Origin of the sequence: Sediminitomix flava (assembly GCF_003149185.1) — a bacterium.
Lineage (GTDB): Bacteria > Bacteroidota > Bacteroidia > Cytophagales > Flammeovirgaceae > Sediminitomix > Sediminitomix flava.
The window spans coordinates 72,249-85,283 of record NZ_QGDO01000011.1 but is presented as its reverse complement, the minus strand read 5'-3'; the positions used below and the strand labels follow the sequence as shown (position 1 = coordinate 85,283).

The window sequence follows — 13,035 nt, the reverse complement described above, 5'->3', positions numbered from 1 at the left end:
TAGGGTTAAGAATTTACCACCAAATTTTCCCAGTACCAACGGACAGAATCTTTAATGCCTTCTTTAAAACTAAATTTAGGGTTATAACCTAGAAGTGTTGCGGCCTTATCTATACTAGCAAGAGAGTGTTTGACATCTCCAGCTCTTTCTGGTCCGTATACGGGTTTTATATTTTTAATATCTGAATCAAATACAGAGAGTTCTTCAACTAAAGTATCAAAAAGTTGATTCAGTGAAGTATTTTCTCCGAAAGCAACATTATAAACAGTATTTATAGCATCTGGGTGAGTAGATAATGCGGCAACTTGATTTGCATGGATTACATTATCGATATATGTGAAGTCTCTTGAATGAGTTCCATCACCGTTGATCACTGGAGCTTCTTTACGCATAAGAGCCGAAACAAACTTTGGAATGACTGCTGCATATGCTCCATATGGATCTTGTTTTCGTCCAAATACATTGAAGTAACGAAGACCAATAGTTTCTAGCCCGTAAGTATCAGCAAAGACTTTAGCATAAAGTTCATTGACATACTTGGTTACAGCATATGGAGAAAGAGGTTTTCCAATATTATCTTCAACTTTAGGTAGGTCAGGATGATCACCATAAGTGGATGAGCTTGCAGCATAAACAAATCGTTTCACATTTGCATCTCTTGACGCAACAAGCATATTTAAGAAACCACTAATGTTAACTTCATTAGAAGTGATTGGGTCATTAATAGATCTTGGAACAGAACCTAAAGCTGCCTGATGCAGTACATATTCGATTCCTTCTGTAGCTATTTTACAGGCTTCAAGGTCACGGATATCTCCTTCAATGAACTCAAAGTTTTCATGGGAAAGGAATGGTTCAATATTTTCTTTTTTCCCAGTAGCAAAATTGTCTAAGCATCGGACAAAATTTCCTTGCTTTAACAATTCATCAATGAGGTTAGAACCGATAAACCCAGCTCCTCCGGTTACTAGTATTTTACTGTCTTTGATTAACATTTACTTTCCCGTGTATAAAATGAAAAAGGCTGTGGGACAGCCTTTTTTCCTTTAAATCTTATAATCTATCTGTCACTGCATTTTTATCAAGTACACACTTGACGTCATAGATAACAGAATCGTTTTCTGTGAAACTATCTAAGTCTATCCCTTCAAATTCTGAGTGAGAAACAGCAAGAACAACAGCTGCATACTTTCCTTCAGGCTTTTCTATAAGATCAACATTATATTCATGTTTCACTTCGTTCTTATCAGCTTGAGGATCATAAACATCAACATTCAGTCCATAACCATGGAATTCTTCAATAATATCAATAACTCGTGAGTTTCTAATATCAGGGCAATTTTCTTTAAATGTAATTCCCATGACTAGAACTCTTGTTCCTTGGCTTAGAGCTTTCTTTTGAAGCATCAGTTTTACAACCTTACTAGCGATAAATGAACCCATATTGTCGTTGATCCTTCTACCAGCAAGAATTACTTGAGGATGATATCCTAGACTCTCTGCTTTATGAGTAAGATAATAAGGGTCTACACCAATACAGTGACCTCCTACAAGTCCTGGACGAAATGGAAGGAAGTTCCACTTAGTTCCCGCAGCTTCAAGTACTTCAAGGGTGTCAATTCCTACACGATCAAAAATTAATGATAACTCATTGACAAAAGCAATATTTAAATCTCTTTGTGAGTTTTCAATAACTTTTGCAGCCTCAGCAACTTTAATACAAGAAGCTTTATGTGTACCTACCTCAACTACAATGTTATACATCTGATCAACTTCTTCAGCAATTTCAGGTGTACTACCACTTGTGACTTTTTTGATATTGTGTACTCTGTGTACGTGATCTCCTGGATTAATTCTTTCTGGAGAGTATCCACAGAAGAAGTCTTGATTGAATGTTAATCCACTTACTTTTTCAAGAACAGGAACACACTCTTCTTCTGTACAACCAGGGTAAACAGTTGATTCGTATACAACAATATTACCTTGACTTAAAACTTTACCAACAGTTTCACTAGCTTTTTTAAGCGGAGTCAAATCAGGAGTTTTGAACTCACTGATTGGAGTTGGTACAGTAACAATATATATATCTACGTCTTTGATTTCTTCAATTGAAGAAGTGAATTGCAAGCTTGAAACTGATGAAAGTTCATCATTAGGAACTTCTAGCGTTCTATCGACCCCACTTTTAAGTTCAGCAATACGATCAACGTTTATATCAAAGCCGACTACATTTACATTATGCTTAGCAAATTCGACAGCTAAAGGTAAGCCAACATAGCCTAATCCAATAATACCAATTTTTTTCTCGAAGTTTTTTGATTGGTTCATCGCCATTCTACTTTAGGTTAGATCTTTTTGGGTTAGTTCCGATTTGTTCCAAAACTATACCTAAGATTATTTGGTGAAAATCTAAATTTCAGTTTAAAATTTAATGAATACACTTGGTGACAAGTAAGGGATTGAAACCTAAAAAATGTATCCAAACTTCTAAAAGTAATATTTTTTTAGAGTCATAAAGATATTCTTTCTTTATCTAAAAACAGAAAAAATTGTTTTCAAAATGGATAAATCTAAGCAATAAACAATTTTATCAGATTATTTGAATACTTTTAGTAACAAGCAATTAACTCAGTAATTCAGAAATGGGACTTAGTATTGGAAATTATAAGGAAGGTAAAATTCAACAAAAAAGTACAAGCTACGAGTCTTACTTGGAGCAAATGAATGAAAATAATTCTATTCCTGAAAACTACTTAAAGACCCCTTATGGAAATGTAGAATACATCAAGTATGGCTCTGGAGAAAAGTTGTTGATATGCTTACATGGCTTTGGCGATAAAGCTCAGTTATATCAAGTTCTAAAAAGTTCCTTAAGTGAAAAATATACTGTTTATGCTATAAGTTTACCTTATCACGGCAAAACTAGGTGGAATCGGAAGTTTTTTTCGAAGAATGATTTGATAAAGTTATTCTTAGCTATATCTAAAATGGAAAAGAAAAAGAGCTTTTCTCTAATGGGATATAGTATGGGAGGACGAATAAGTTTATCACTTATCCAACGGATTTTACCAAGATTGGAAGAAGTGTATTTACTTGCTCCAGATGGGGTGAAAACCCATCCACTCTACGATATAAATGCATTACCAAGAGTTTTAATTATCCTTTTAAAAGCTCTGATGAGACTTCCGTGGTTGTTTTTCAAAATCGTTGATTTTGTCTACGAAAAGAATTGGATTTCGAAATTTCTTTATGACTTTACTTGTAACCATTTTGGACATAAATCGCAAAGGCAAAGATTTTTCAATATGCATAAGACTATGCGAGCATTTAAACCCGATTTAATTGGTATCAAGAAAGGGCTAAATGAGTATAAGATACCTGTGCATTTATTTTATGGGAGAAGAGATGAAGTAGTTTTATTAGAAGGCGCACATATTTTAAGTGAGGGAATTCAGAATTGTACGATTGATATTTTAGATAAAGGACATTTATTAGTAGATGAAGACCTCAATCCAATAATGAAAAAATATACCTATTAAATGTCAGCACTTAGATAAAAGAAGAATCCTCCTTTCTTTTCGTGTACGTTCTCTGAATATTCTAGACGTAGTACTGTACTATAAAATGTCACAATATCAAGACCAAGTCCTCCACCTCCAAGGAACGTGTTCGGTAATTCATTCAACTCAGAACTATTAAATGAATCATTTTGAGAACTATAGCCCACATCAGCGTACGTTTTGATGTAAATATCTATAGGGATACTAGAAAAGTATTTAAACTTCTTTTTATCAAGATTGATATTGATTTTTGTGGATATGAGTTTATACTTCAAAGTATTTTTTAAAACTCCAATGGAATTTCCTAAAGATACGTATTTGTCATAGCCTCGGACCATATTATTTGAATAGCCAAGCGTTTTACTGTTCTCGTAAGGGAGATCGTTAGGGGTAGATACTTTTGCTGAAATTCCACTAGCATGATAGAAGTTATTCCCTAAATCAAAGTATTTTGAGTAATCAAGATCAAAAGAAGCTGTATTGATATCATTGAAAACTCCCAAACCTTCTTTTGTAAGAGAAACTTCTAAAAATGACCCACTGAGAGGATAACTAGCAATATTTCTCATATCTCGCCTATATCTATATGTTAAGCTCAGGTATTGAATCTGATTCTTACCATCGGCAAGATAATTTGGATTTAAGGTCGTAACTGTGTCAGCTACGGTGATATTTCTATAAGACAAAACAAGTCTATGATAGTCAAAGAATTTAGCTCTTCTGCCTATTCCAACACTAGCTCCCCAAGTCCATTTTATGGGGCCTTCTGTACTGTTGATTTCTACAAATCGATCATCTTCTACTTTATAGGCAACATTCGGGTCTTCTCTATAAAAAGCATCGATATGTAAACTGGTTTTTTGTTTCTTATTAATGTATGGAGCATCGTAGCTTATGCGGTAAAGTTCAGCAAAACCACCTCTAAGCAAGAGTTGTAAATTTTCATTTCTTCCTCTAAAATTTCGTTGTTTGAACTGAATTCCATAATAAATACGAGAGAAATCTGCACCTCTGTTATTTATCCATTCATTAAAATTACGATCAGCAATTTCAAGAATAGGAATAGGCCAGATATACCATCGTTCAACCATATCGACGGTAAGCTCTAGTTCGTTTCTCTCATTGAGTTTGTAGTCAAATTCAACACTTTCAAAAAGGTTGGTGTTGAAAACTTTATTACGTTCTTTTTTTAGGAATTCATTAAGGTCTTCTGTAGAAATTTCATCGCCTTTTTTAAAACTCAATTCCCTTAGAATAATATGGTTTTTGGTGATGTTATTTCCGTTGAGGGTAATTGAAGCAATAGAGATACTATCTCCTTCAAAATGTATTTGAGCAGTAGAATCTGAGGATAGGGTGTTGTTTTCATCTTGTGCGAAAGAAGATAAACTGAGGCAAAAAATTAAAAGGATTATTCCTCCCCCTCTACAAAAAGTGATATAACTGAGACTTATTCTTTCGAGCACTACCTTTCAAATCTTTACGGTGAAATAACACCAAATTCCCTTTACATGATTAAATACAATATTTATCAATCTTACGATCTCAAAAGATACACATTTGTGTTATTATTTCTTGTTAACCATTTCAGAGTTAACATTTTTTTTATCTGTTTTTAATCGATAAAAAGCGAAATAAACTTGTTGTACTAGTTTTAGTAGTAAAAAAACTTAAAAATCTGATTTATTCCTTTAGTCTTTCTAACTTTCCATTACGGTAGATCATCTTATATTAAGATATAATTCCCCTTATATAGTCCTTTTGACTATAAATGCCGTATAATAAGAAACTTGCATGAAGATATGGTAAGGCTTGACCGTGTAGAAAAAGGAACCATCATTGTATTTATTCTGAGTTGGATTATGCTTCTCATTGTTGGGGTACAGGAGCAAGTGTATTTGGAAAGTGGAGATTTTATGCTCATTGAGACTCCTCTCTTTTTCAAAGGCTTCTTTCTAAACCTGTTCATCGGAAGTGGATATTTGTATGCTGACCGAATTCTGAAGCATATCGAGTATGATATTCAGGCTTTACTTTGGCGGGTGTTTATCACAACCTTGATCTGTACCTTCATATCGCTTTGTATAAATATCTCAAATCTTGTTATTCAAGACTCTTTTTGGGCAGATCATCCGCTTATAAATGCTTTCTTTTTTCAAGTTGAATTTGCATCGTTATTGATAACCTTGATTGTCGCATTCACAACTTGGAAACGACTTATCCTTCATGAAAAAAAGGTGTGGTCATACCGAATTTGGAAGGCTTTTGAAATATTTCTCTTAGTTGCGCTTATCAGTCATTTCTTCCGTATAGGAATCGTTGATATGTATTTCAATATCCCTTATGCGGTATTGGTAATATGGATTTTGGTACTATGCGTGAATGTGAGATGGGTTCCTTACCTTAACTTTTCTCAGAAAGTAGCGAGTATTTTTCAGCTGATTTTTGTGCTATTGGCATTAGCCTATTTCGTATTCAGTATCCGATATTACTTTGAACAGCCCAATTTTATTGTTGATGATCTACTGAAGAATGTATTCTCAATAACCTTGTTTACATTCATCTCGATATATGCTTTTGCAAGTATCCTTTTCATGCTTTTTAATTTGCCAACATCTTCTGTGTTTGAGCAGAAATTTGAAGAGATCAGTCTATCGCAAAGTTTGACAAGGACACTGATAGAGGGTGAAACAAAAGAGGATGTATATAAAGTGCTTTTGGGAAATGCTGTAAGTATCGTAAAAGCTGAAGGTGGTTGGTTAGAGGTTTATCCCGATAACTTCTTTTCGTCGCATCAGATGTCGACAAAAGAAATAGAATACATCCGTAAAATTTTAGATAAAAAAGGAACAGAACATCTTACCAAAACGAAAAAATACACCTTCAATCCATACATAGGTGATGAAAGCAATGAGCGTTTCAGATCGGTCATGGTAGTTCCTGTCAAGAGGGCTGAAGAAACGATCGGAATGTTGGTGCTTTTAAAAACGATCTATCAAGGGTTTGACCGAATGATGATCAATTCTGTAAATGCTTTGGTAGCACAAGCAGGTATTGCATTGCACAATTTTAGATTGCTAGAAGATGCTTTGGGACATGAGCGAATCCGTAATGAAATGGAAATTGCCCGACAAGTACAACAGCGTCTTTTACCCGAAAAACTATTTGAAGTAGAAGGTATTGAATTGTATGCACGTTCACTACCGCATACAGAAGTGGGGGGAGATTACTACGATTTCTATCAGATCAAAGATGGAAAATATGGAATTGTGATTGCCGATGTCTTAGGGAAAGGAATTTCGGCTGCTTTTAACATGGCACAGATGAAGGGGATTTTCCAAGCTTTGGTGCGGATGAATTTAGATCCTTCAGAGCTTTTCTATCATGCCAACAACTCGTTGAGTACATGTTTGGAAAAAGGAAGTTTTGTTACGGCTTGTTATTTGGACATTGATATTACCGCTAAATATATCCGATACTCTAGGGCAGGGCACTGTCCTGCTTATTATTATAAAGCTTCGGCCAAAGAAGTTGTGCCACTAGACGGTAAAGGGATGGGCTTAGGAATCATTCGAAACGACAGTTTTTTCAAGTTCTTGGAGACCAATGAAATTTCTTATGAAAAAGGAGATTTAATCTTTTTGTACACCGATGGCGTTATAGAAGCAAAGTCACCTGATGGAGAAGAGTATGGCTATGATCGCCTGAAAGATTTCTTACTTCAACATGCAGAGCGTCCTGTGAAAGAAGTTTCCGTAAAACTGATGGAGGAATTAGAAGATTTTACTAAAGATTATAAAGTAGATGATGATCTTACCATGGTATTAATCAGATTCTAAGCCAAAACGATTTTTAGCTTCTTTAAGTTATTTTTGAGAGGTTACGCTTGCATTTTTGAGAGAAAGTGTGTGTTTTGCCTTTTTGTAACTATCCTATAGAGTTAAAAAGGATTTTTCGTAAACCTTACTGATTTTATTTACGTAATGAGCAAAGTAGAAGTAATACAATGTGATGAAGGAGAATTCCATGTGATTAAGATCAATGGTGAAGTGGATGCTGCTTCTTCTTTAGAAATTGATGAAGTATTAGAACAAGTTTCGAAGCTCTTCAGAAACATTTTAGTGGACTGTACCGGACTTACTTATATTTCATCTGCAGGAATTGGTGTTTTCACCTCCCGAATTGATGAATGGGAAGAAAAAGGAACCTCTCTTGTATTTTTCGGAATGGCATCAAATGTGGAAACAGTTTTTCGCATTTTAGGGTTAGATCAACTTCTTTCCATTGTAACAACAATAGATGAAGCAAAAGACTTGATAAATGGTCTACAAGAAAACAGTTAATTGTAATACAGAAAATTTACATACGCTTCGGCATTTTGTAGCAGAGACTTTGAGTAAACAGTCAGTAACACAAGAACAAATAGATCTTCTTGTATTGGCTGTCGACGAAGTTTGTGCCAATCGCATTATTCATTCAAACCACTGCGATCCTGATATGGATTTGGAGGTGAATGTGAAAATGCTGAATGGGCAAATTTGTTTTGAAATAATGGATGAAGGCAGCTGTTTTGACCCAAATACCTATCAGTCGCCTTCTATAGAGCAAGTGATTCATGAAAAGAAAGCGGGCAGAATGGGGCTTATCCTCGTAAAACGCATCATGGATGACATAAAAGTAGAACAACACCAAAGCAAACATATACTCAAACTCTACAAGCGAATTTGAACTTTACCTTTTTTAAACTAATTCTTCTTTCCCACTTTCCCCGATTTCCTTTCATCCTTTTTGGATAATTTCATCATACTCTGCTACCTTTGTCTGTGGCAGTGAAACTAGGACACAGATCTGCTGGTTAAATAGCAAAACTATTCTGTGCAATGAATAATATTCTTCTTAAAGGGGTAAAAGTTATAGACCCCTCTTCGGCATATCATAGCAAACAAACCAATATTCTGATTGAGAATGGCAAAATCAGTAAAATCGGAGATATTCAAGACGCAAAAGATGCAGTATCTATAGATGGTGCTCAGTACAGCGTTTCTCCTGGTTGGATTGATATGAGGTCATCACTCTCTGAACCTGGTATTGAACATAAAGAAACAATAGACTCACTTTGTCGCACAGCGGCTTCTGGTGGTTTTACTGATGTGGTTACTTTTCCAAATAGCAAACCAGCAGTACAGACCAAAGAAGCCGTTTCTTTTATAAAAAATCGTGCAGCTTTTTCTCCTGTAGACTTACACCCTGTTGCGGCAGCAACAAAAGATTTGAAAGGGGAAGAAATGACAGAGCTACAAGATTTACATATAGAAGGTGCTATTGCATTTTCTGATGCTGAACATCCAATGTGGCACTTAGGAGTAGCACGTCGTATTTTACAATACTTGAAGCCTTTTGATGGTCTTTTGATTGTTTCTCCAGAAGAAACTCAAATGCACCAAAACGGACAAATGCATGAAGGTATCACAAGTACGCTAATGGGGACGAGAGGTATTCCTTCATTGGCAGAAGATATCGCGATTGAGCGTTTTATTTCACTTCTTGGCTACACAGGAGGAAAAATTCACTTCTCTAATATTTCGACTTCGGGAGCTGTAGAATTGATCCGTAAAGCAAAAGCAAACGGTTTACAGGTAAGTTGTGATATTGCAGCACATCAGATTGCATTTACTGATGAAGATATGATGGGCTTTGATACTAACTTTAAAGTGAAACCTCCATTCCGTTTGAAATCGGATGTAGAAGCTTTGTGGGAAGGTATCAAAGACGGAACGATTGATGCAATTGTTTCTTCACATGCTCCACAAGATATTGAATCGAAAGAATTGGAGTTTGAATTGGCAGACTTTGGCGCAATTGGTTTGCAGACAGCATTCTCAGCTTTAATGTCAAATAAGCCAGCAGACGTATCTACAGAGGTAATCATCGAGAAATTAACAACAGGTCCTCGTGGATTGTTGAAGCTTGAAAATCCTTCAATTGTAGAGGGTGCAGAAGCTAAATTGACCATCTTTGATGAGCAAGATTTCTGGACTTTTACTAAAGAAAATAATAAGTCATTGTCTAACAATTCGCCTTTCTTCGGTAAACTATTGAAAGGGAAAGTGGTTGGAACGGTGAATGGCACTAAAAACAGCTTGCCATCTGCATAATATTACAGACTTTAATAAGCTATGAATAAGAAACTTTTTGGAGCAGCACTAACAACTGGTTTAGCGATCGGTTTGAGCTGTTTTCTTTACGTCATTATTTTACATCTATTTGGCAAACATGCTTTCGGACAGTTAAAATACCTCTATTGGGGGATTTATGGCGGATTGTTGGGTGGAGGAATGTGGTACTTCAAAGACAAGCTCAACAATTATGTTTTGAGAGCACAGCATGGTCTTCTTTTTGGATTCATTACAGCGTCTGTAAGTAGTACTGTATTCGGACTGGCTTTATTTACATTGCTTTCATTCTCAAGTTTGGGAGAAGATATGCGTCAAGTGCATATCACAAAACTTGAGGAACTCATGGAGGGAATGAAGCCAAATCTGATGAAAAATGAAGAAAACGAAGACAGCAATATAATTCGTTGGCAGAACGAAGAAGAGTATCAAGCTGAGTTGGCGATTGTCAAAGATTTGTCTCCGAAAGATTTGACGATAGATCAAGCAGGAGGAATGATGATGTTTGGGCTATTTGCCTCATTCTTATTCATGCTTATCTTCAAAACAGGTTCACCGAAACCTACTTTCAATGAAAAAGCGAGGAATTAATCCTCGCTTTTTTTATTTCTCTAAACTTAATTCATTGTTTTTCAAAAGGACTTTACTGAAAGTCTCTTTTGCAGTGATTTTAAGAGGCTCTCCTTCCAATCGTCTGAAGACTTCAATATAATAGTCATCACTTTTTAGCAAGAGCAAGTCATTAGGGGGAGTTTGTTCATCCATAGACCAAACTAAGAATCCATTTACCCGAACGGCTGAAGCTCTTTGTTTTTCATCCTCTAATGTGAAATGAAAACTAGGAATTTGTAACAAAGCTTGACGTTTGATAGCTTCCACATGTTCAAGGATGTATTGGTAGTCCATATGAACTTTACAATCTAATCCTTTGAGCTGATGAATCACATGGCTCATCCAAGGCAGCCATTTCCCTAGAATAAATTTCTGTGTATTGAAAAGCTGAATGTCAATTGTGCTTGCCACACTAGGGTCAAAAGGCATTTTACCAGAAAAAATATCATCTGGGTTTACCTCAAAGCATTTCTTGATCTTATCTTCCAAATAACGGAATGCATCACTTGTATAAGGGCCTGTAAAGCACTTTTCAATTGGTTCACGCGAACTGTATGGCGTAAGCTTAATTTTTACTTCTGTATATGTAGGGGTAATCTTATAATAATAAAGTTCTCTACCATTAAAGCCTCCTGAGCTTATCTGAAAACTTATGTAGGATTCCTGTGATGCCATTATTTGTTTAGTTGTTTTATGGTAGTGCAGTTTTTACACGCTTTCTTGTCCAATAACACAAATGAGCATGAAGCTGTTTACCATACTATTGATAAATGATCAACTGGAAATATAATGAATCCAATTTTTCCCTTAGGTGATCTATGTTATCATAGTTTTTACGATAGTATAAAAACAAAGAATAATCCATAAATAATACTTAGTATTTATGGATTATTCGTTTTTAATTAAGCTATTATGGGAAAGATTATTTGAAATAGAAACGTTCAGCTCCTACCATAACATATCTGCCGTCTACAGGAGAGAAACCCGACTGAGTATTTACCCAATAACCTTGGATATTAACCTCTAATCCAACCTCATTGAACCATGAGAATTTCTTTCTAACAGGAACTTTATGTCTACCGTTGAAGCTCGTCGCATTTAAATATTCGTATCTGAAAAAAGATGTTTCTGAAGGGTGAAGTTCCTCTTTTTCAGTTTTATGTGTGTGATCATCTCCACCTGTAGCAAATGTGAATAATGGGAAAATAAGAAGTATGAGAGTGATAACCTTTTTCATTAGTCTGTTATTTAGTGTTGATTGAGTCTGTGTTTCAGAGTACCATTTGGTATTCATAAGGGAAGACATGAAAAAGGAAGAAAAAATGTAATTCGTTAATTAATGATATTAAACGCAAGTAGTTGTAGGTGAGGTGTTTTTAGTTTGAAACTTGTATTTAAGGAGGATAAGTATATTTAATGTCTTTGAATAATTGTATTATTTTAATTTTTCATCTTTATGGTTAATAACTCCTAATTAAGCCTTTGGTCATAAATTCCGACAAAAAAAGAGTGACTGATTAAAAGCCACTCTTATATATTTTATGAGGTGTTATTAGAATCAGATTTCAAGAATTTGCGATAGCTTTTCACCTATCTTATTTTCTATTCTTCCAATTTCTCTTAATGCTTTAGCACATGATTTAAAGTTTCCTTTCTCTAGGGCATTTTGAGATTTCTTGAATTCAACAGCACTTTGTTTATAAAGAACAGCTATCTCAGTAAAATTAAAAGTATGCATTTTATCGGAGAGCATGTAGACTGCATTGTCTTCACGAGTCAGTTGTCCAAAGGAAAGTGATTTCAAGAGATATGAACTCTCATCGGTTGTCAAATCCTTTTGTTCGATTCGATTTGCAAGTTCTATAAAAGCATGTGACCCGAGGTGAGTAGAACCGTAAGATGCTCCAATGACAGATTTTGCATTTTCTTGAATAATACTCGCAGAAAGGTGTGTGGTAATTAGATTTTGAGAAGAGGTTTTATCAAAGACAGTGAGTTGGTATTCCCAGGGGTAATTGAAACCTTGACTGAAGGAAGTAATGGCACTAATCAATCTGTCCCATTTTACTTTTTCTCCTTCATATTGGAACAGAATACGGTCACTTCCTCCAGTTTCATAGTATTTTACATATTCAGAGGTATAACCAATAAGTATGATGCTATGTGGATAAAAACCTTTTCTATTCTCCAAAATAGCACTGTTAACTCCAACTTTTACAGGTTGATTCTTGATGAGGTGTGCTTTAATATTTGAAATGAAGACATCTTTATCATGACTTATCAAGTAGTTTTTCTTATACCCCAAAACAGATTCAGCTTGTATTAATCCTGTTTCAGGATCGCTGTAAGGTAGAAATGAGTATACGCCTGCATATTCTTGATAGTAAGCTCCGTAGGTGAATCCCATTGCCCAATTGTAATAGCTTATATCTTCAATATCACCATATAATGAGTGAATCATTTGTAAACAAGCCGATTGACAATAAGCAGTACTGTAAGAGATACAATGCATTCCTTTTATAGTTGCACTGTCCTCTAGAACAGTTTGAGATTCCATACTTATTGGTTGGTAGCTATCTTTATAATACCTCTGTTGGAAAAAAGTAGCTGGATTGCAGCTTCCTAGAAAAGTAAGTAGCAAAAAAGTAGATAGTTTATTCTTCATAAATAATGTCTTAGATCGTATGTGA

General features: G+C 35.1%; 12 protein-coding genes. 6 read left to right on the top strand and 6 right to left on the bottom strand.

Features of this window, described 5'->3' with window-relative positions:
- Positions 1-5: 5 nt before the first annotated feature.
- Together BC781_RS24415 and BC781_RS24410 are read right to left on the bottom strand one after the other, a co-directional pair.
- Entirely contained in the window at positions 6-995 is a 990-nt protein-coding gene (locus BC781_RS24415; protein WP_109622991.1) for an SDR family oxidoreductase, read from the bottom strand.
- A gap of 58 nt (positions 996-1,053) precedes the next feature.
- Positions 1,054-2,328: a nucleotide sugar dehydrogenase gene (locus tag BC781_RS24410; protein ID WP_109623120.1), complete on the bottom strand. Its 1,275-nt coding sequence runs from the start codon at positions 2,326-2,328 to the stop codon at positions 1,054-1,056.
- A gap of 314 nt (positions 2,329-2,642) precedes the next feature.
- On the opposite strand from BC781_RS24410, the gene BC781_RS24405 reads away from it, so the two are divergent.
- Positions 2,643-3,539: an alpha/beta fold hydrolase gene (locus tag BC781_RS24405; RefSeq protein WP_109622989.1), complete on the top strand. Its 897-nt coding sequence runs from the start codon at positions 2,643-2,645 to the stop codon at positions 3,537-3,539.
- Here BC781_RS24405 and BC781_RS24400 read toward each other — a convergent pair.
- Positions 3,536-5,026 (bottom strand): BamA/TamA family outer membrane protein, encoded by a 1,491-nt coding sequence (locus BC781_RS24400; RefSeq protein WP_109622987.1) that lies wholly within the window; start codon positions 5,024-5,026, stop codon positions 3,536-3,538. The genes BC781_RS24405 and BC781_RS24400 overlap by 4 nt on opposite strands.
- Before the next feature lie 336 nt (positions 5,027-5,362).
- Here BC781_RS24400 and BC781_RS24395 point away from each other — a divergent pair, with 336 nt between their 5' ends.
- The 5 genes from BC781_RS24395 (at position 5,363) to BC781_RS24375 (ending at position 10,324) form a co-directional block, all read left to right on the top strand.
- A complete protein-coding gene (locus BC781_RS24395; RefSeq protein ID WP_109622985.1) occupies positions 5,363-7,399 on the top strand; it encodes a GAF domain-containing SpoIIE family protein phosphatase in 2,037 nt (678 codons plus the stop codon).
- Between the two features lie 144 nt (positions 7,400-7,543).
- A complete protein-coding gene (locus tag BC781_RS24390; RefSeq protein ID WP_109622983.1) occupies positions 7,544-7,903 on the top strand; it encodes an STAS domain-containing protein in 360 nt (119 codons plus the stop codon).
- On the top strand, positions 7,881-8,288 hold the full coding sequence (locus BC781_RS24385; protein ID WP_109622981.1) for an ATP-binding protein: 408 nt from the start codon (positions 7,881-7,883) through the stop codon (positions 8,286-8,288). The genes BC781_RS24390 and BC781_RS24385 overlap by 23 nt, the downstream gene beginning before the upstream one ends.
- Before the next feature lie 152 nt (positions 8,289-8,440).
- Positions 8,441-9,715, top strand: coding sequence for a dihydroorotase (locus BC781_RS24380; protein WP_109622979.1), 1,275 nt, complete (start codon positions 8,441-8,443; stop codon positions 9,713-9,715).
- A gap of 21 nt (positions 9,716-9,736) precedes the next feature.
- On the top strand, positions 9,737-10,324 hold the full coding sequence (locus tag BC781_RS24375) for a DUF4199 domain-containing protein (RefSeq protein ID WP_109622977.1): 588 nt from the start codon (positions 9,737-9,739) through the stop codon (positions 10,322-10,324).
- A 12-nt stretch (positions 10,325-10,336) separates the two neighbouring features.
- On the opposite strand, the gene BC781_RS24370 is transcribed toward BC781_RS24375, so the two are convergent.
- The 3 genes from BC781_RS24370 to BC781_RS24360 form a co-directional block, all read right to left on the bottom strand.
- Complete coding sequence (locus BC781_RS24370) at positions 10,337-11,020, bottom strand: hypothetical protein (protein WP_109622975.1); 684 nt, start codon at positions 11,018-11,020, stop codon at positions 10,337-10,339.
- Positions 11,021-11,267: 247 nt separating this feature from the next.
- Positions 11,268-11,582, bottom strand: coding sequence for a hypothetical protein (locus tag BC781_RS24365; RefSeq protein WP_146201777.1), 315 nt, complete (start codon positions 11,580-11,582; stop codon positions 11,268-11,270).
- A gap of 321 nt (positions 11,583-11,903) precedes the next feature.
- Positions 11,904-13,010, bottom strand: a complete 1,107-nt coding sequence (locus tag BC781_RS24360) for a cysteine peptidase family C39 domain-containing protein (RefSeq protein ID WP_109622971.1) — start codon at positions 13,008-13,010, stop codon at positions 11,904-11,906.
- Positions 13,011-13,035 lie beyond the last annotated feature (25 nt).

Bases quoted from the DNA above. Each gene is read 5' to 3' on its own strand.
- BC781_RS24410 (WP_109623120.1), bottom strand. From the start codon at position 2,328: ATGAACCAATCAAAAAACTTCGAGAAAAAAATTGGTATTATTGGATTA.
- BC781_RS24385 (WP_109622981.1), top strand. From the start codon at position 7,881: ATGGTCTACAAGAAAACAGTTAATTGTAATACAGAAAATTTACATACG.
- BC781_RS24395 (WP_109622985.1), top strand. From the start codon at position 5,363: ATGGTAAGGCTTGACCGTGTAGAAAAAGGAACCATCATTGTATTTATT.
- BC781_RS24365 (WP_146201777.1), bottom strand. From the start codon at position 11,582: ATGAAAAAGGTTATCACTCTCATACTTCTTATTTTCCCATTATTCACA.
- BC781_RS24360 (WP_109622971.1), bottom strand. From the start codon at position 13,010: ATGAAGAATAAACTATCTACTTTTTTGCTACTTACTTTTCTAGGAAGC.
- BC781_RS24380 (WP_109622979.1), top strand. From the start codon at position 8,441: ATGAATAATATTCTTCTTAAAGGGGTAAAAGTTATAGACCCCTCTTCG.
- BC781_RS24370 (WP_109622975.1), bottom strand. From the start codon at position 11,020: ATGGCATCACAGGAATCCTACATAAGTTTTCAGATAAGCTCAGGAGGC.
- BC781_RS24405 (WP_109622989.1), top strand. From the start codon at position 2,643: ATGGGACTTAGTATTGGAAATTATAAGGAAGGTAAAATTCAACAAAAA.
- BC781_RS24390 (WP_109622983.1), top strand. From the start codon at position 7,544: ATGAGCAAAGTAGAAGTAATACAATGTGATGAAGGAGAATTCCATGTG.
- BC781_RS24415 (WP_109622991.1), bottom strand. From the start codon at position 995: ATGTTAATCAAAGACAGTAAAATACTAGTAACCGGAGGAGCTGGGTTT.
- BC781_RS24375 (WP_109622977.1), top strand. From the start codon at position 9,737: ATGAATAAGAAACTTTTTGGAGCAGCACTAACAACTGGTTTAGCGATC.